20 protein-coding genes are annotated in these 19391 nt (G+C 39.8%); 4 read left to right on the forward strand and 16 right to left on the reverse strand.

The annotated features are described in order from the left end of the window. Positions 1-67: 67 nt before the first annotated feature. Both D1013_RS19595 and D1013_RS19600 read right to left on the reverse strand, forming a co-directional pair. Entirely contained in the window at positions 68-880 is an 813-nt protein-coding gene (locus tag D1013_RS19595) for a hypothetical protein (RefSeq protein WP_121850436.1), read from the reverse strand. Then, on the reverse strand, positions 877-1749 hold the full coding sequence (locus D1013_RS19600; protein WP_121850817.1) for a flavin reductase family protein: 873 nt from the start codon (positions 1747-1749) through the stop codon (positions 877-879). Before D1013_RS19600 ends, D1013_RS19595 begins: the two co-directional genes overlap by 4 nt. Positions 1750-1898: 149 nt before the next feature. Here D1013_RS19600 and D1013_RS19605 point away from each other — a divergent pair, with 149 nt between their 5' ends. After that, positions 1899-3050 (forward strand): sensor histidine kinase, encoded by a 1152-nt coding sequence (locus D1013_RS19605; protein WP_121850437.1) that lies wholly within the window; start codon positions 1899-1901, stop codon positions 3048-3050. Positions 3051-3085: 35 nt separating this feature from the next. Next, positions 3086-3439: a hypothetical protein gene (locus D1013_RS19610; protein ID WP_121850438.1), complete on the forward strand. Its 354-nt coding sequence runs from the start codon at positions 3086-3088 to the stop codon at positions 3437-3439. A gap of 9 nt (positions 3440-3448) precedes the next feature. Here the strand turns inward: D1013_RS19610 and D1013_RS19615 are convergent, their stop codons facing one another. Further along, positions 3449-3838, reverse strand: a complete 390-nt coding sequence (locus tag D1013_RS19615) for an HIT family protein (RefSeq protein ID WP_121850439.1) — start codon at positions 3836-3838, stop codon at positions 3449-3451. Positions 3839-3851: 13 nt separating this feature from the next. Then, entirely contained in the window at positions 3852-4328 is a 477-nt protein-coding gene (gene greA, locus D1013_RS19620) for a transcription elongation factor GreA (protein ID WP_121850818.1), read from the reverse strand. A 328-nt stretch (positions 4329-4656) separates the two neighbouring features. Between greA and D1013_RS19625 the strand changes: the two genes are divergently transcribed. Further along, positions 4657-5094 carry a Rieske (2Fe-2S) protein gene (locus tag D1013_RS19625; RefSeq protein WP_121850440.1) on the forward strand — a complete coding sequence of 146 codons (438 nt, stop codon included), beginning with the start codon at positions 4657-4659 and terminating at the stop codon, positions 5092-5094. A 10-nt stretch (positions 5095-5104) separates the two neighbouring features. Here the strand turns inward: D1013_RS19625 and D1013_RS19630 are convergent, their stop codons facing one another. The 3 genes from D1013_RS19630 to D1013_RS19640 form a co-directional block, all read right to left on the reverse strand. Then, on the reverse strand, positions 5105-5764 hold the full coding sequence (locus D1013_RS19630; RefSeq protein WP_121850441.1) for a hydrolase: 660 nt from the start codon (positions 5762-5764) through the stop codon (positions 5105-5107). A gap of 84 nt (positions 5765-5848) precedes the next feature. Then, positions 5849-6826, reverse strand: coding sequence for a Gfo/Idh/MocA family protein (locus D1013_RS19635; protein WP_121850819.1), 978 nt, complete (start codon positions 6824-6826; stop codon positions 5849-5851). A gap of 172 nt (positions 6827-6998) precedes the next feature. Beyond that, positions 6999-9254: a TonB-dependent receptor gene (locus D1013_RS19640; RefSeq protein WP_121850442.1), complete on the reverse strand. Its 2256-nt coding sequence runs from the start codon at positions 9252-9254 to the stop codon at positions 6999-7001. 394 nt (positions 9255-9648) lie between these two features. On the opposite strand from D1013_RS19640, the gene D1013_RS19645 reads away from it, so the two are divergent. Next, positions 9649-12150, forward strand: coding sequence for an ATP-binding protein (locus D1013_RS19645; protein WP_121850443.1), 2502 nt, complete (start codon positions 9649-9651; stop codon positions 12148-12150). On the opposite strand, the gene D1013_RS19650 is transcribed toward D1013_RS19645, so the two are convergent. From D1013_RS19650 to D1013_RS19690, 9 genes are all read right to left on the reverse strand, one after another. Beyond that, a complete protein-coding gene (locus tag D1013_RS19650; RefSeq protein WP_121850444.1) occupies positions 12125-13501 on the reverse strand; it encodes a sigma-54-dependent transcriptional regulator in 1377 nt (458 codons plus the stop codon). The genes D1013_RS19645 and D1013_RS19650 overlap by 26 nt on opposite strands. Positions 13502-13677: 176 nt before the next feature. Then, on the reverse strand, positions 13678-13986 hold the full coding sequence (locus tag D1013_RS19655; RefSeq protein WP_121850445.1) for a hypothetical protein: 309 nt from the start codon (positions 13984-13986) through the stop codon (positions 13678-13680). Positions 13987-14540: 554 nt separating this feature from the next. After that, a complete protein-coding gene (locus tag D1013_RS19660) occupies positions 14541-14843 on the reverse strand; it encodes a hypothetical protein (RefSeq protein ID WP_121850446.1) in 303 nt (100 codons plus the stop codon). Positions 14844-15147: 304 nt separating this feature from the next. Beyond that, positions 15148-15456: a hypothetical protein gene (locus D1013_RS19665; RefSeq protein WP_121850447.1), complete on the reverse strand. Its 309-nt coding sequence runs from the start codon at positions 15454-15456 to the stop codon at positions 15148-15150. 228 nt (positions 15457-15684) lie between these two features. Beyond that, a complete protein-coding gene (locus D1013_RS19670; protein WP_121850448.1) occupies positions 15685-17232 on the reverse strand; it encodes a DUF4301 family protein in 1548 nt (515 codons plus the stop codon). Next, positions 17229-17795: an AAA family ATPase gene (locus tag D1013_RS19675; protein WP_121850449.1), complete on the reverse strand. Its 567-nt coding sequence runs from the start codon at positions 17793-17795 to the stop codon at positions 17229-17231. The genes D1013_RS19670 and D1013_RS19675 overlap by 4 nt, the downstream gene beginning before the upstream one ends. Further along, positions 17750-18388, reverse strand: a complete 639-nt coding sequence (pnuC, locus tag D1013_RS19680; RefSeq protein WP_121850450.1) for a nicotinamide riboside transporter PnuC — start codon at positions 18386-18388, stop codon at positions 17750-17752. The genes D1013_RS19675 and pnuC overlap by 46 nt, the downstream gene beginning before the upstream one ends. Further along, positions 18372-18632 carry a thiamine-binding protein gene (locus tag D1013_RS19685; RefSeq protein WP_121850451.1) on the reverse strand — a complete coding sequence of 87 codons (261 nt, stop codon included), beginning with the start codon at positions 18630-18632 and terminating at the stop codon, positions 18372-18374. The genes pnuC and D1013_RS19685 overlap by 17 nt, the downstream gene beginning before the upstream one ends. A 49-nt stretch (positions 18633-18681) precedes the next feature. Continuing rightward, positions 18682-19314, reverse strand: coding sequence for a 4'-phosphopantetheinyl transferase family protein (locus tag D1013_RS19690; RefSeq protein WP_121850452.1), 633 nt, complete (start codon positions 19312-19314; stop codon positions 18682-18684). Positions 19315-19391 lie beyond the last annotated feature (77 nt).

Below are 19391 nucleotides of genomic sequence, written 5' to 3' on the forward strand. Positions count from 1 at the left end.
TTCACCTAACAAAAACAACATAAGTTATCAATGATTTTCAAGCTAGCCTCGCACCCCTTTAAACTATTCAATTTGAGCGGATTGGCAAGCCCAAAACATAGCTGCCCATTGCTTTCCCGTTCGGCTTCAAGGCTTTTCCTTTCTTCCAAAGGTATTCTTTGGAATGAAGGCCTTTTAGCAGTTCGTCGATATCATTCATGCTATACATTCGGGGCAGCGAAGCCTGCCCATCCCAAGCGTAACAAATGGGAATGACAGGAATCAAATAAGTAAAAATAATCTGCTTAACCGTAAGCGGTTTAACGAAGGGCGTCATAAAGAAAACCATAATTATTAAAATCAATAAAGAAATCGGCAGTAAGAGCCACCAAAGAAGTAACGGCATCTTATTTTCTGCCATTTCATAAATCAACAAAGGTTCTTTATTGGTGGTTGCGGTCTCTAAAATTTGCCGTGCTTCTTTAGGTGGCATATGGTGAAAGCTATTGACCATGGTTTTTAATCCCTCAGGCACATCTGACAAATCTGTTGCGTTGATAGGTTTGGGATGATATTTTATCAAACGGTCTCCTTTGTCAATAAATCGCTGCACCACATTTTTATTGGGAAAAAGGTCTGTCATTAACAAACGTACTTCTGAAAGATCTTGTTCTTTGTGCAATTCCTTCATCACTTGGGGCATACAGCCACCGGAACCTGACCCTAAATCAACAATCTGATTGATATGGTTTTCTCGTAAAACCCCTATCAAAAGATGGGAGAGTACGCTAGGGATACCGGTCATTCGGTGAAGAACTGCTATCAAATTGGTCATACCAGTTCTTAAAAAGCTAGGGAACCAATGCAAATCTTCGAACTCAAAAAGTTGAACCCTTTTCATGGCGCCAACAACGTTTTTAAAGCTGCCTGCACGTCATTATTCCTTAAATATTCCTGGGCCCTAACCTCTAAATCTTTTCTTTCCCCTCCGCTGATAATTGACCTGATTTCTATGTTTGAATCGATAAACTCATCAACTTCCTTTTGGGAAGGTATCTTTTCAACATTGGCCAACATACCCAAATCATTACCGGTCAAAACTTTGCTCAATCTTATCTGAGACGGTAAGGCGTCTACACCAACACCCATGGTAGACAGAGGTTTTGCTACTTCAAAAAGACCCATATTGGCTCGACTGTACCAATTACCCCCCATACGCGCCACTTGATCAATTTTAGCTTGGTCGATAACTCCCTCTTCATCTAAAATGGCCTTGTCAATATGTACTTTCAATACTTCCGAAAAAATCAAATTACCGGCACCACCCTCTTTTCCCAATGCCTCGACTTTCGTCACCTTACATTCAAATTGAACTGGTGATTCACCAACCCTGAACGGTTTTACCAAGTCTGACCGAACCATGGTGAGTCCTGCTTTTTTAAACTCATTTTCACCTTTCGGATATTCTGTACTGGAGAGCGACATCTGTTGAACCATGTTATAATTCACGATATTGATGACCACTTCTTTCGTCAATAAGACATTCTGCAGTGTATGTTTGGTGGTATTATCACGCACCCTTCGGGCCGGAGAAAAGATAAGAATGGGCGGTTTGCTACCAAATACGTTAAAAAAACTGAAGGGCGAAAGATTGGGTCGGCCCTTTTCATCTACCGTACTGGCAAATGCAATGGGTCGTGGGCCAATAGCACCTAACAAATAACCATGTAACCTACCTGTAGAAACCTCATCGGGTGTAACTGAAATCATTTCTTTTGCCATACCCTTAAAGGTACAAATTTTAGAACCCCCGCCATGTCCCACGTAAGGTATTCATATACCAATTTGCCCGCAATTACGTTATATTTGAAGAGAACCCTATGAAGATGAAAAACGGGTTGTATAAGACTATTCACTGAATGAACTTTAACCCTAAAAAAAAGACTTCAAACCTGTTTTTACTGATAGCGTCATTTGTTATCGTAAGTCTCATTCTTTGGAATACGAACAGCTTTTTCAAAAAATTCAAGGAGGAAGAACGCCTAAAAATGGAAATTTGGGCCACGGCCCAATCAGAGTTTCAACAGTCTTCCGAGGATGCCGATTTGGGTAACTTGCATTTGAAGGTATTTCAGAACAATACCTCAACTCCCATGATATTGGTAAACAAAGACGGGTCTATCAAAACCAACAATATGCCTGCCGATAAAATTACCGATACGGCATACATACAACGGCGAATTTCAAAGTTCGAGAACGAAAACACGCCTATTTCAATTGACCAACAAGGTGAACATCTGGCCACTTTGTATTACGGTAATTCAGAAGTGCTCAACAAATTGAAATATTACCCTATCGCCCTGCTATTGATTATATTTCTTTTTGGGGCGGTCATATTTTTCTTTTTTAAGACCAATAAGGCTTCTGAGCAGAACAAACTGTGGGCAGGTATGGCGAAAGAGACCGCCCATCAAATAGGCACTCCTCTTTCTTCTCTTTTAGGATGGAATGAATTATTAAAGGCCGAAAACATCAACCCAGAGATAACACAGGAAATTCAAAAGGATATTTCTCGACTCGAGACCATTACCGAACGATTTTCAAAAATAGGTTCGTTACCAAAACTAGACCATCAAGACATAGTAAAACAGACTAAGGAAGCTTATGAGTATTTAAAATTAAGAAGCTCAAGCCTCATACGATTTACCTTTGATAGCCAATTAAACAGTGCCCCAGTATTACTTAATCCGTCACTATATCACTGGACCATTGAAAACTTGGTCAAAAACGGAATCGATGCCATGAAGGGCAAAGGCGAAATAGGCATTAAAATCCTTCCTGATGGAAAGAACGTACATATTCAAGTATCGGATACCGGACACGGCATTCCGAAAAGTGATTTTCAAAGTATCTTTAACCCCGGTGTAACCTCAAAAAAAAGAGGCTGGGGCTTAGGTCTATCACTCGTAAAAAGAATAATAGAAGAATACCACCAAGGTAAAATAAAGGTGTTGTCGTCGAATAAAGAAGGCACCGTTATGCAGATATCGCTTAAAAGAATGGATATCTAGCACTGGATACCCGGTGCCCGCTTAAAAATGATATTATGGCGAAGGAAAAATTAGTACTCTTAAAAGAGGCAGATTTAACCAATAACTGCCCAGAATGCTTTAATCAAGATTTGAAACTATCGTTTTACCAAAAGCATTACCACACCAAGTTTGCAAGAAGAACCAGCAATGAAATAACACATGAATTGATTTGCAATAAATGCAAATGCCATATCTACCCCGTTAGCTGGACGGAAGATATTGAACGCACTTTTGACTACTATCAAAAAATGGTTCGGCCCAAGCCAAGTTCTTTAAACCTCACCACTCTCTTTTGGGTATTGTTATTCGTACTTATAGCGGTAGTAGGCATAGGCGTATACCTACTCATTCAGCAAGAAATTGTATAGCTAATCTATTTACAACTTTGCTCGAATAGCCTCTGCTGTAGCAACGAAGTCATTTTTGTCAAGATTCACTTTTTTCTGAAAGGTAGCGTCTTGCATGCCGTTAAGTGGAATCAAGTGAACATGTGCATGCGGCACTTCAAGCCCAATAACGGTAAGACCGACCCGTTGGCAGTCGATAGCTGACTCTATCGCCAAGGCCACTTTTCTCGAAAAGGCCATTAGGCCCATGTAGGTTTCTTCATCCAAATCGGTCAACTTATCGACTTCTTTTTTGGGTATACACAAGGTATGCCCCTTGCTATTCGGATTGATATCTAAAAAAGCGAAATAGTTTTCGTCTTCGGCAATCTTATAACAAGGTATTTCTCCGTTGACAATTTTCGTGAAAATAGAGGCCATACAAGTACTATTACTAGTTTCGGGTAATTTCTAGAATATCGAATTTAAGAGTCCCGTTCGGAACGGTAATTTCGGCCACTTCACCTACCTTTTTACCCAACAAGCCTTTACCTATGGGCGAGTTCACCGATATTTTACCCGATTTTAAATCGGCCTCACTCTCGGCCACCAAGGTGTATTTCATTTCCATACCATTGTTCTGGTTCTTTAACTTGACCGTTGAAAGTACCAACACCTTTGAAGTATCTAACTGCGACTCATCAATCAAACGTGCATTGGCCAAGATATCTTCCATTTTTGAAATTTTCATCTCCAAAAGACCCTGTGCTTCTTTGGCGGCGTCATATTCGGCATTTTCGGAAAGGTCACCCTTATCTCTAGCTTCGGCAATTGCCTGTGAAGCCTTTGGCCTTTCAACATCTTTTAAATGGTTCAGCTCGTCTCTTAATTTTTTGAGACCTTCAGCCGTATAGTATGAAACTTTACTCATAATATTCAGTTTATAAACCCGGGTTCTTGCTGCAGTAAGCGTCAATCGGCTACTAAAAAATAGCCTGCCAAGACACCAAATGGCAAATTTAGGGCGAAGACACCTGACCTTGATTTTTCAAGACCTTGATTTCTTGTGGTTTACTACGTGCCCGTGAAAATTGCTCCGATTTCATGGCCGCAATAGCGGCAGAACCCATTAAAGTAATAAATAAGAAAAATCCTCTACTTATTCCGAGTCTACCCCGGCTTTTTTAGAGAGGATTTAACGCAAATATACATAAATTTTAGTCACTTTTGTGCTGTATTGATGATTTTGAATCTGTAAGATGCCTCGTTTAACCAGTGTTCTACTTTTGCTTTTTTTACTCTCTTGTGACAATGATCGAGGAGAGCGAAACCCCTATTTGCAGGAAATAGGCTTTCGTTTTGATATGAACCTTAACCTACCTCTTTACAGCCCTTTGACCAATTTGGGAAATGCTGTATTTGTTGATACCCCAGGCACCGGAATCAAAGGTATTTTCGTCATCAAATCGAATTTCGACCAGTACCGTGCATTTGAGGCCAGTTGCCCGAATCATATTCCGAATGAGTGCTCAACGATGTCGTTAGACGGACAAATTGTAACCTGCAATTGTGAAGGCTACGAATACTATCTTTTTACGGGCCAACAAAAAGATAGGCCCGATGATGGCCAACGCTATTACAACCTCTTGGAGTATCAGGCAACCGTAAGTGGTAACGTGGTAGTGGTAACCAACTGACCACTTATTTCTATTCATTTCTATACCGCTCCATCGTCGACTTAAAAAGTTCACCGGTACTCGGTGGCGTATATGAAATAGCATTGGCCCCTGCCGCGATAGCGTTTGCAATGGTCTCTTCCGTTTTTCCTCCTGTTGCAATTATGGCCACCTCGTTATTCATGTCGCGAATCTTTTTTATGATATCGGATGTTTTTGTAGCCCCGGAAACATTAAAAATATCGACCCCTGCATCAATTCTTCCCTTAATATCATCCCTTTCGGAAACTACGGTAACCGTAACGGGAATATCAATTTTATCCTTCAACCTTTTAATCAAATCATTAGGCGCAGGTTTATTAAGAACCACCCCTAAAGCACCTTGAAAATCGGCATGAACAGCCAATTCTACAGACCTGTTACCCGTAGTAATACCTCCTCCTACACCGCAAAAAATAGGCTTATCAGCCGCCAAAATCAAAGCTTGAGATATTGTAGGTTGAGGTGTAAAGGGGTAGACGGCTATAATGGCATTGGCATTCGTATTTCTGATAATGGCCACATCGGTGCTAAAAAGAAACGACTTGAGAAGTTGCCCAAAGACCTTGATACCCGAGCAGGTGTTAATCACTTCGGGAACCGTAACAATATTCTTTCGCAGTTTGCTGCCAAACTCCGGTATTTTTTCCATAGCCTTCCTGAATTTATTGGTCTCACCAAGCTGTAAGACCTTAATTAAAAGTAATTCAGAAAATGATATGGAAAGTCATAAAAATTAAAGGTGACCCAAAATTTTATCCATTACCCAACTGGTGTGCAAAGCGGTCGTTCCCGTAGACGGATGCTTATCTCCACCAAATAGGTCTTCTTTTAGGGCAGCCACATGAAATTGTTGAACGTGCTTAGGGTGCGCTATAAACTCTTTAAAAGTGCCTTTCTCATTATGTAATAGAACATCTTCATCTTCAAAAACGGCAAAGCTGATCTTACCCTTACTACCAAAAATTTCAACCTTATCTTCTCGGCGGTCGCAACCAAAATTCCAAGTACCTGTACCAGTAATTCCGTTCTGGTGTACCCAGGTACCAGTTATAGCGTCTTTTGCCGTATATAGATTTTGTTGATTCAAAGAGATGCCGAAAACCTCTTTAAATTCCCCAAAATAGTAACCGAAAAGATCCAGCCCATGACTGGCCAAATCATCAAAATAACCGCCTGGAGCAACACTGGCATCGGTTCTCCAATTATATTCTCCTTTCACGTCAATTTTGCTAGGTGTTTTACTTAACATCCAACTGATGTGCCGAACTTCACCAATAGCACCATTATCGAGCCATTGCTTAACTTTTAAGAAGCGGGGCAGGGTGCGCCGGTAATAAGCAACAAAAAGAGGAAGCCCCTTTTCTTCAAAGGCCTTATGTATGGCTATGCTTTCTTCATAACTGGGGGATAATGGCTTTTCGATACAACATGGTTTGCCCGCGGCAGCTACTTTCAGGGCATACAACTTATGGCTATCGGGCGGTGTAGCGATATACACGGCATCTATATTGTTATCGTTGATCAATTGATCGGCGTTCGAGTAATAAGATGGCACTTCATGCCTTTTGGCATAATCAGCAGCCTTCGATTCATCTCGACGCATTACCGCTTCCAATTTAAAACCCTCGGTCAATTGATAGGGCGGGCCACTTTTGACTTCCGTCACGTCTCCGCAGCCAATAATTCCCCAACGTATATTTTTTTTATCCATACTATTCATAGCCTTTGTTATGCCGTTATTAATTCACTCCTTGAAAATAAGGAATAAATATGAAGCTTGCCGCAACACTGTTCAATAGTATTATTCCCTTTTTAATTGGATTAGAAAAAGAAAGCCACCGACCAAATGGCGATGGCTTTCAACCTTAATAAAAAGTCAACTTCTAAAAGCGCGCTGTGGCTCCCAATAAAAAGTTGATACCGGCCTGAGGGTAGTAGCCTGCACCTTCATAGGTAACTACAGACCCAGTTGAATCATCATCGTAGGTATAGAAATAGCCGTTGGAGACAATATCAGCGTCAAAAACGTTGTTAACTAACGCTGATAAAGTGATACTCTTTAAAACCGATTTAAAATCTATGGTATACTGTACGTTTAAATCTGACTGTGTATAGGCATCTAAAGTCGAATCTTCAGAGTCGATATTGCCCATATACTGCTTGCCGACATATTTGGTCAAAAAAGTAGCTTGCAGATTTTCTGTAGGCATGTAAGTTAGCCTATTGCCTAACACTACATTTGGTGAGTAAGCGATGTTTGTATTACCTAGATTTTGTAATTGCCCATCTCTTTGAAATACGAAGTCGACATTTTTATTGGTGCTTAGGGCAACGTTAGGACTCAACCGAAAACTATCGCTCAACAACAAGTTGGCATCGAGCTCTAAACCGGCGCGATAACTATCACCCACATTGGCACGCAAGGGTGCACCCACATCATTTAATTCACCCGTTAAGACCAATTGATCTTTATAACGCATGTAGTAGGTATTCGCATTCAATTGAAATTTGGGTGACACATATCGCCAGCCCAGTTCAAAATCGTTCAGTCGTTCGGGTTTTGGATTGCCACTCTCATAATCATTGCGATTCGGCTCGCGATTGGCCACAGCATAACTGAAATAGAAATTGTTATTACGGTTCAGGTCAAAAACGATACCTGCTTTAGGATTGAAAAATCGGAAAGTATCATCGACCAGACCGGTATCTTCACCATTGGCCGAATAACCGACCCTTCTATACTGTAAATCACCGAACAAACTCCATTTCTCATTCAGCCCATAGTTGGCTTTCGCATAGAGATTAAAATCACTCTTATTGGAATCGTTATCATAATACCTATCCCTAAGCTCACTATTCGAGGCATATCGCGCCCAAATAACTTCCCCGAAATGGGCGCCTTGGTAAGAATTCCATCCTCCACCTGCAATAATATCAAGATTATCTTTCGAATAATTAGCGGAAAAAACCGTCCCGTAAAAGGCATTATCGAGCCATCTCCTGCGTACTAAATCGGTCGTATTCAAAGTTTCACCATCAACTAGTAAAGGAGCAAAACCATAGTCGGAAAAAGCATCGTCTTCCCTGAACTGTTCAAAATAACCCCTGCCATTCGTGAAATGCAATGCAACATTGGTACTCCAATACGGAGAGAGTTGTTGGTTCCAAAGCAGCTGGGCATGATCTTGTCTGTAATTGTCCTCTTCCTTATCATAGAAACGCTCATTTCCGTTTTCATCGGTGTATGCTCCCGCAGAATTATAGGTTCTATCCGTCTTAAGGGTTTCGCCATCAATGCCGTTCCATGATTGATAGGTAATCTCATGCCCACCGAAAATAAGGGCCTTCAGAAGCGTATTGCCATCTTTGTAAGCCGCTTGCAAGAAGTAAGATTCCAGTTTTGACGAGGCCCTATCGATATATCCATCTGAGGTTATTCTTGACAACCTACCTGATATTTCTACATGATCGTTTAATAGCCCCGTACTAAACTTAATATTGTTACGAAGCGTATTAAAGCTACCGACCGATGAAGATATTTGGGCATAGGCCTGTTCAGCTACTGCGTCGGTCAGAAGGTTAAGGCTCGCGCCAAAAGCACCGGCTCCATTGGTTGAAGTACCGACACCTCTCTGCAACTGCAAGCTTTCGGTCGAAGAAGCAAAATCGGGCATATTGACCCAAAAGGTACCATGAGACTCAGCATCGTTGTAAGGTATTCCGTTGATGGTAACGTTCACCCGAGTAGCATCGCTACCCCTTACCCTTATACTGGTATAACCAACACCGGCTCCGGCATCGGACGTCGTAACCACCGCAGGCAAGTAATTCATCAAAATGGGTATATCTTGACCCAGATTACGCGGAGCGATTTCTTCCTTTTTAAGGTTGGAATAGGTGACCGGCGTTTCATTGGTTACCCGTACCGCTTGCACCAAAACTTCATCAAGCACCACCTTGGTGCCTTCTAAAGAATCGGTAGGTTGCTGTTCTTGGGCCAATGAATAAAAGGCCTGCCCTACTGCCAAGGCCAAAATAAAATGATTTCTTTTGCGACCTTTTGAAAAAGTTTTTGGTCGTCTTTTTTCACTGTTGTAAACAGCTTGCTTAGAATTGAAAATGGTAAAAGGTATTTTCATCCGTACTAATAATTAGTTACGAATAAAAGGGGCCATTATTCTAATGATTAAACATGATTTTTGGTTTCCAATAGGAAACCTTGGAAATTCCAAATGGCGAACTTTTCGCCTCCCTTGGCAGCATTACCCGCCCAGGTTCATTGGGTATAATCTCAGCCTTTTCGAGTTTTTTACCTTGAGAAGGAATATGAGTTTATATAACTCTTTCTCTTGGCATCTAACGGGAAAAAAGCACCCCTTTGAGACGCGGCAAATATAAATTGGGCTTATTTAATATCATAACAAATTGTTTAAAATTTAGTAACTCTCTTGAGAGCTAAATAATTAACGGTTCGTTATAAACCCTAACAGCTTTATATACGTACTTTTAGAAACTGCTTTGAAAAAGAATACTATGGGAACGGAAACAGGAAGATCTAAAAATAAATTCACCCTAAAAATCATTGCCAGTTACCTCGTTTTGGCATTGCTCACAGCAGGTGTCGGTTATTTTATCTATACTGAGATACAGACCTATATTTCTACCGAAACCAATGACACCAATGATGAAAAGCTTTTGCGAACCAGCTCATTGGTGACTAATTTGTACGAAGCCGAAAGTCTCTCAAAACTGGCCATTCAAAACGGCAATCAACTTTCTTTTAGCGCATATTCCAAAAAAATCGATTCGGTTCAAACGCAAATCGACACGCTCAAACAGCTCATGTTGGGCCAGGAGCAGAAAGACCTTTTAGACAGTCTTCAAGTACTGTTAAAGCAAAAAGTAGCCAATAACGGTGAACTTCGAAAGCTTAAAGTGAGTAGCGCCAACAATAATTCATTGGATAAGGCCCTAAAGGAATTCGAAAAGATAGAGGAGTCTTTTGGGAAATTTTCAGCCGAGAATCTTTTTTCAGAGTTTGATAAGTTATCGCCCCAAGTACAACGTTCGCTAAGGGAATATGCAGCGCTCATTAGCAGCAATGCCCCCCAAAATGGTGATGCCACCCAAAATGCGGCCTATGTAGATTCTATATTGAACGTCTCTAAAACGATGATCCGAAAGGCGAAGTTGGCCGACACCCGATCGCAACGATCGCTGGCTTTAAAAGAGATTGAAATGAGCCGCAACGACCTCGAACTTTCGCAACAGTTACAGAACATAATTGCCGCGTTCGAACAAGAGGTCATAACAAGTAGTTATAACAATAGTCTTAAAAAAAGGGAAACCTTAAGAAGAACCACTCGAATTGCCGGCCTTGCCGCATTACTTGGCTTTGTTATTGTTGCCATTTTCTCATTCTTGATTACCCGCGATTATTGGAAAGTACAGACTTATCGTGCCAAATTGGAGAAAGAAAAGAAGTTTTCAGAATCGCTTCTTAGAAGCAGAGAACAGCTGATTTCAACGGTTAGCCATGATTTAAGAACACCCTTGAACACTATTGGAGGTTACTCAGAATTATTGGAAAGTACCGAGCTTTCGCAAAAACAAAAAGGCTACATTAAAAATGTAAAATCGGCCTCTCAGTACGTAGGTAACCTGGTCAATGATCTGCTCGATTTCTCGAAACTGGAAGCAGGCAAACTCAATATAGAAAATGTTCCTTTTATACCTGCCAATCTTATTCAAGAAACAGCGGAAAACCTACAGGCTATTCACAAAGACAAGGGACTCAAACTTATTTTGAATATCGACCCCGTGTTCGAGAAAACGGTTTTAGGCGACCCTTTTCGTATAAGACAGATTCTCACGAACCTATTGGGCAATGCTTTTAAATTTACCGAAGAGGGTCATGTTAAAGTGAATGCCATTGCTGAAAAAGGCAAAGCTCGAGGTATTTTGGCAAAAATATCGGTTTCGGATACGGGCATCGGAATTGCCAAAAACAAGCAGCATTTAATATTCAAAGAATTTACTCAGGCCGAAAAAGACACCGAGAAAAAATTTGGAGGTTACGGGCTCGGTCTTACCATTTCGAGAAAATTGGCAGAACTGCTCAAAGGCAAGCTTACTTTAGAAAGTGAGGTCGGTAAAGGCAGCACCTTCACGCTTGCCCTGCCTTTAGAAATAACGGATGCCGTAAAAGAGACCGACAAGTCTATGCCTTATATGGCGCCCAAATTACGAATGTTGATTATCGATGACGATACCGCTTTGCTACATATGTTACGCGAACTGGCCGAAAGTATGGGTATCACCGTTCATACATACACCAATTTTCTCTCTATCGAACAAGATTCGCATTTAGCGTATGATATAGTACTTACCGATATTCAAATGCCCCAGGTTACGGGTTTTGAAGTTTTGAAAAAACTTCAATCGGGCAACTACAAACACTATAAAAAGCAACCCATCATTGCGATGACGGGAAGAAGAGACCTTGGGCCAGAGGCCTATATTGGCGTAGGGTTCTCCCAAGTTTTGCAAAAACCTTTCTCAAAAGGCGAACTCGTTGCGACCTTAAAACTAATGGGTATCGTAACGGAGCCTGAAGAGAAACCATCGACAAAAAGCAATGTAGAAGTTGTAGTTAAAAAGGAGGAAAAAGAAACTTCACAGCTATACAATCTAGATATTATACATTCATTTTTGGGCACTAACGAAGATGCCATTTTTGATGTATTGGCAACTTTTTTGAGCGATACCAAAACCAATATGTCGCTTTTAGAGCAGACGGTAAGCTACAGAGATTACCCTCAAGTCAATCAAGTGGCCCATCGTATGTTGCCGATGTTCAGGCAATTGAAGGTGAATAAAAGTGTCGGCATTCTTGAGAACCTCGAATTGGCCAAGCCTGATAAAATGGAATGGGGCGAGATGGATGAATCTTTTACCGAATTAAAAAGGGAAGTGGCCCTATTGACCAAAGAGCTGGAAGAACGGTTGGCTACAAGTCCAAATTATAGTGGTTAATCTTATTATACAGCGTTTTACGGGTAACCTGCAGTAATTTTGCAGCTTTCGATTTATTGAAATTCGTCTTTTTCAGGGCCTTTATAATTCTTTCTTTTTCAAACTCCGACTTTGAAAAACCCTCTGCCACCGTAACTTTTTCTTGTGGTTGCAAGACTTCTTTAGGTAGCGCCGAAATCTCGACCTCGTTTCCGGCAGTCAATAACACCGCCCTTTTGATAACATTTTGAAGCTCCCGTAAATTACCTGGCCAATGATATTGCTGAAAAGCTTCTAAAACTTCTTTTGAAAACCCTTGTACATTCTTATCTAAACTGGCATTAGCCTTATCAAGAAAATTCTCCGCAAAAAGCATTAAGTCTTCAAAACGGTCTTCTAAAGAAGGAATTTCAATAGAGAATTCGTTAAGTCTATGATAGAGATCTTCCCTGAAGTTTCCTTTTTCAACGGCATCGGTCAAATCTTCATTTGTGGCAGTGATAATGCGTACATCTACATTAATTTCCTTTGTGCTTCCCACTCTTTTTATCTTCCTCTCCTGAAGCGCCCTTAAAAGCTGAATTTGGTTTTCGTAGCTAAGATTTCCTACCTCATCCAAGAACAAAGTTCCCTTATTGGCAGCCTCGAAATTACCTACCTTATCTTCAACAGCTCCTGTAAAACTACCTTTAATATGGCCAAAAAACTCACTGGTTGCCAGTTCTTTGGGAATGGCACCACAATCTACGGCCACAAAATTGAAATCTCTTCTTTTACTGTTATCGTGAATCGCCTTGGCAGTAACTTCTTTACCTGTTCCGCTCTCTCCGGTAATCAAAACAGACATATCGGTCGGTGCCACCAACTTGATGTAATCATCTAATTTTTTAGAGGCATCGCTGATACCCTTAACCACTTTAGAGCCTCTAGACCTTACCGGTGGGGTGCTGACACCCACATTTACAGGTTCTTCAATTTCTTCATCATCTTCAACCTTCGCAGGAATCTTCGCCTCTACTTTCATGGCGTTGTCTAAGACCATGACTATTTCATCGGGTGTAAAAGGTTTAGAGATGTAGTCGAATGCTCCCTTTTTCATGGCATTCACCGCAGAACCTACCTCGGCGTAGCCCGTCATAACAATTACTTGGGTAGCCGGGTTTACAGCTTTGATATCCGATAGAAGTTGTATGCCATCATAATCGGGCAAACGAAGGTCTGTAAGTATGAGATCAAAATTGCTCTTTTGAATTTTTTGCTTGGCATCAGGAGCGTTGAAACTGGTCTCAACTTCGTAACCGCGTTTGGTCAAAAACTTTTGCAGCATTTGGCAAAAAGCTGCATCATCTTCAATAATAAGAAGGTTTGGCATACGGGAAATATAGGTTCTATTTCTATTTACGTAAAAATAACACAAGATAGCTGTTTCCTGTCTTAATTTCTCTTAAAAGATACCCTGCCCTGAACTCTATGAAAATAAAAAAGGGCCCGAACGAATCGGACCCTTTTTTAACCGGGAGCTTACTCCCAAGAAAGAATTAACTATTCTTATTGCTCTACAGCATTACCTTCTTCATCAACGATAAGAGCACCTGAAGTACCATCTTCTAGAGAAACTTCGATTTTATATTGGTTCTCTTCGTTTTTAGCGGCTTTATTGATTGTTGCACCAGGATAGTTGGTCTCAATCATTGTAGTCACAGCCTCAGGAACTTCTTCTAGGGAAATTTCAGAAAAACTATCTTGAGCTACAGCTTCAGTAGCAGCAGCCTCTTGTTGATCAGCAGCTTGCTCTTCTTGAGCGAATGCAGTTAAACTTCCCAAAGCGAATACGGTTGTGATAAATAACTTTTTCATGATGTTCTAATTTTAGATATTATAATAATTTATTAATCAAATTCACTTAGTACATTGAAAATATGATACCAAAACAGACGAAAAACACAACTATCTAATTTTCAATCGCTTAAAATTTTTAAAGGATTTTTAATCTGTGTATTAGTGTGAAACCAAATGGTGAGTGGGTAATTTTTTCACAAAAATAGCTGGAACCGATAACCATATTTCCCTCTTAGTAATTAACGGCATAACGACCTTACTTAATAGAGATGTCGGGAAGACCAATCCCTTAAATGCAAAAATCCATCACGATTGATGGATTATCTAAAGGAATTGAAGCGAAGGATAAAAGTGTCGTGATACTTTGTTATTTATTATGGAAAGTCATATCTAGGAATTAAACTGCTCTTCTTTTTGGGAACCCTCTCTCCAATTAACTTAAAATCTCAGTATCTAATACTAAGAAGGATAAAATGTTATGACAGAAGAAATAATTACAAATAGAAAGGGATCGCTATAAGCGATCCCTTTCCGACCAAACCAACTTGATACAAAACAAATAACTCAAGTTATTACATTTCAATCCAGTTACCATTCTCGTCAGCGTACAGAGTACCAGCAGTACCATCTTCTAGAGAAACCTCTAGTTTATATTGCTTAGCTTCGTTTACATATGCTTTATCTATAGACGCGGTAGGATAGTTTTTAGAAACAGCAGCTGTTACAGCTTCAGGTAGTTCTTCAGCAGCAACCTCTGAAAAATCATCTTGAGCTACAGCCTCAGTTGCATTTTCCTCAACAGCAGTTGCTTCTTCTTGAGCAAAAGCAGTAAGTGTTCCTAGTGCGAATACAGTGGTGATAAAAAACTTTTTCATTTTCTTAGAGTTTATGTGATTAACTGATTACAGTAAAGAAATAATGATACCAAAAATCAAAAAATTTATAATTTATTGAAAATCAGTTGTTTAATAAATATCGTGTAATATTTATGTGTGTAATAGTGGATACTGCATTTAAAAAGTGTGTAACCAAGTAAACACGTTACACATTAGGTTTATAAAGCCGAGGTTGAATCACTCGGTAAAACTGAGTAATTAGGCACAATAAAAAAGTCCTATCTACTTTAAAAGTTGATAGGACTTTCTTCACCGATTAATTATCGGCTATCTGCTCGAGGAATTACTTTTCAATCCAGTTACCTTCTGCGTCAGCGTATAGCTCAGCAGTTTCACCGTCTTCTTTAGCAACCTCTAGCTTATATTCAGCTTCTTCATTCATAAAAGCCTTAGAGATGGTAGCACCTGGGTGAGCAGCTTCTAGTGCTTCAGTAATAGCAGCAGGAACTTCTTCAGCAGCTATTTCGGTGTAATCATCTTGAGTAGCTTCTACTTGTTCAGTAGCAACTTCTTCTACAGTTGTTTCTTCTTCTTGAGCGAAAGCAGTCATTGTACCTAAAGACAATACTGCAGCAAACATTAAATTTTTCATTTCTAATAGTGTTAAGATTAATTTATTTGTTTTGATATTCGCTTAGTATAGAACTAAAAAGATGCCAATTGCTTCGCAGTATACTTTTTTTAGTTTAAAAAACTGATTATCATATATTTAGATAAATAAACAATTTTTAATGAACTGAGTAGCAGTGTGTAACGAACTAAAAAAGTGTGTAAAACTTACACACTTTTTTATTACTTTAAGAGCATTAGGTTTGTTCTACTATTTATTATTTACTTGATGGGCAGGTCTCAATAAATCATTTACCGTTTTTACTGGGTTAAATGTAATGGAAGGTACTTCTACGAAAATGGTATTCCAAAATGCCATGGCACCGTTCCATAGCCCTGGTAGCTCAAGTGCCTTCAATTCTCTTCCTTCCTTAGTTTTTCCTGTAATGAAACCTTGCTTAGGGTCTACATATTCAAGCAGGTCGTATTTTTCGCCTTTATAATTTCTAACCCCACAGACCAAATCTACCGGGTTAAAGTGTGTTGCATTTTGTAAAATACTATTCTGCTCATCGTCTGCGGTATCTATTTGCGCCGATTCGATAATCTGTAGCGAGATATTTCCTTTTCGATTATCGATCCAAAAAGGGCCACCGCCAGGTTCCCCTTCATTCTTTACCATACCACATATTCTGATAGGCCTGTTGATAGATTGTTTTAGAATTGTCAACTGTCCCTCTAAATCGCTATCGGCATATTTCTGCGATACCTTTACGTTCAATTCACTTTCGAGAAAGCTTCTTATCTCGGCCAAGTCGTCTGAAGACAGTTCTTCATCATCTAATTTTTTGGCATAATCAAATGCCTTTTCTTGAACACTCAGTAGTACACCTGCGAGAACTTTTTTGCTATCGGCAACCTCATCGGCATATCTAGGCACCGTAACATTGTCGATGTTTTTTATGAAGATGATATCGGCATCTTGCTCATTCAAGTTTTCGATAAGCGCACCGTGCCCTCCTGGTCTGAACAACACAGAACCATCTGAGTTTCTGAACGGTTCATTATTCATATCTACGGCGATGGTATCGGTAGATGGCTTTTGATAAGAATAGCTGACCTTGAACGAGGTTTTAGTTTCAGAAGAAACCCTTTCTTTTACAGCTGCAAATTCAGAATTGAACATATCGCCATGTTGCGGCGATATAGTGAAATGCAGTTCGGCGGTATCACCAGATTTTGAGTAAGCGGCCGCTTCTTTAAGATGCTCTTCAAAAGGGGTTGCCGTATTGGCTACATACTTATGAAATGGTAAAAGACCCTTCGGGTAGAAACCGTAATTCAAGGCTTCTTCTGACATCATCTCTTTCACGAACAAGTATACTTCTTCATCTTTTGAGTTTGCTTGACCCGATATTCTTTTTTTAACCAAATCATAAAACGCAAATTCTGTAATACCATCTGCGAACACCTCTAAATCTTTATCACCGGTTCTCTCAAAGTAAGCATCAAGAGATTCTTCCTTTGGATTATAAGCGTCAAGAAAATTGAACAAAGCCTTGAACATACGTGACGCAGCACCCGATGCGGGTACAAATTTCAGTAGAGAAAGTCCGTTTTTAGCTGATTCTTCAAACTTACCAATCATGTTCTTTTCTTCTTCGGGAGTAAATTTCGATATGCCATCGCCAACCGTAACAGCTTTTTCAAGCTGTACAAATGGTATTCCCTCTTTAAAAGTTTCGATTTGTTGAGTTACCTTCTCTTGTGAAATTCCCTTTTCAGAAAGAAATGTCAAGTCGTTCGCAGTTAAATTCATGTCTTATTCAATAATTGGTCAATATATTCAATGGCCGTAGCCAAACGTTCACTATTAGTGCCTTTCAAGATAGTGAAATTCCTTTCATAGCGCTTTAAGGTATCTTTAAAATAAGTATACATTCTTTCCCTTTCAGTAGGTTTGTCACGCAGGTCATCTGCAACCCACGGTACATCTATATAGGTAAGCAAGTACAGATCATACGTATTCTCTAGCGCATATTTCTCAAGAAGTGGGTCACAATATCCTAAATAATAAGCTTCGGAATATACTTTAGTCTCTAGAAGGTCTGTGTCGCAAACAAGAAGATTTGTAGCTTTTTTGGTCATTTCGTTTTCCATCTTAACCTGACCCTGTGCTATCGGAATTAAGTCTTTCGGCTCGCAGGTTTTCTGCTCTCTGTTCCACTTTTCCTGCAAATATTCGCGGGCATACTCAGGCACCCATAAAGTGCCATAATGTTCAGCCAATTGACGGCTCAACGTGGTCTTTCCTGTAGATTCAGGACCAAATAATACTACCTTAATAAGGTTTGAGGGCTTTTGTTTAAGCGTTTCTTCCATGCCAGATAACCGAAGACTGCAATAATGGTTAATACAAAATATAAAATGGCACTAAATATAAGCCCTTTATATAAATAGAGCGGAACGGTAATAACATCACCGACAATCCAATAAACCCAATTCTCTAGCTTCTTCTTGGCCATCAACCACATACCGACGAAAAATATGGCCGTCGTAAAAATATCGGTATAAGCCGTCCAGCTATTGAATCTATCAGTAAAAGAATAAACTAGGGCGACAAAAACTATGGTGCCTATAAACAATAGAACCGACCATTGCTTTTCTTTGGAAGTGGTCAGCGTTACGGGAATATAATGATCTTCATCCACTTTTCTCGTCCATTCATACCAACCAACAATACTCATTATGAAGTAGTAGGCATTGATAAACATATCACCCAATAAACCGTAGATCCATAAAATATAAACTGCGATACCAGTACCTACGATACCCGTGGGAAACACCAAGATGTTTTCCCGTTTTGAGTAGACCACACTTAAAAGCGCAAAAACTACGCTGATCAGCTCTAATACGACAATATGATTCGGAACTCCTTCGTATTGGGCGAAAAGCCAATCAAAAATGTGGCTCATAATCGCTTCTGTCAGATTTTACCAGTTTCATGTACATAAGCCCCCTATCCATCAATTCAAAAGCATCTTTGATTTCATTCTGTAACACCTCCATAACGGTATCATAATCGCCATATACCTGGGTACTCAACGGGTTTTCTAGAACTGTTAGATTAGAGCTTCTTAACTTTTTGATGAATTTCATTATATGTTCTTCAAAATCATCCTGTAAAGGGGAAAAAGTAAGCTCGACTGATATTTTCATTATTTGGTTGGAATATGAACCCTGAATGAGGGCCTAGTATTAAATATTTTTAGGTTCTAAGTGCATAAACACAGGTAAAACCTTCGAATTCAAAAAAACGGATGTTATAGAAAGAAGAATCGCCATGATATAAAATTTCGGCAGTGGTTGCCGAACTATCAAAAGAGAAGTCTTTAACATCTATGTGATGTATAAAGCTCAGACCTGGTTCTGCATAAATTTTATAGAGCGCCTCTTTGCATCCCCAAACAATCGTCAATTTTCTAATCAAAGCATCTGTATTGGCGATGGTTTTGTATTCTTCGATCGGTGTAAACTTATGCGCGATCCGTAAAATCTTTTCACGTTGTTTTTCAATATCAATGCCCACTTCATGGGTACTACTGACAATAATCGCCGTAAAATTGTTCGAGTGGGTTATAGAAATTTTATTACCATCCTTTAAATGGGGCTTACCGACTTCATCATAATATAAATCTGCATCAACATAGCCTGCTTCGGCCATGAGGTGCCTGATACTGAGAAAAGCGCGTCGGTGAAGTTCAGACTTCATACCGTTCATGCGGTTCTGGCAATGATCGGTCAATGTAACTTTTTCTGCAAGCGCCGCTTCACTTTCGACCACATTCCATATATAGACCGTAGTCGAAGCATTTACCTTGAGTATCTTATAAATAGGCATAACTTTCTGTACCTTTTTCTTAACTTTGCCACCACAAAATGTAGTACGTATCGGTATTACGAAAGTAAAAAATAAAA

Origin of the sequence: Euzebyella marina (assembly GCF_003687485.1) — a bacterium.
Taxonomy (GTDB): domain Bacteria; phylum Bacteroidota; class Bacteroidia; order Flavobacteriales; family Flavobacteriaceae; genus Euzebyella; species Euzebyella marina.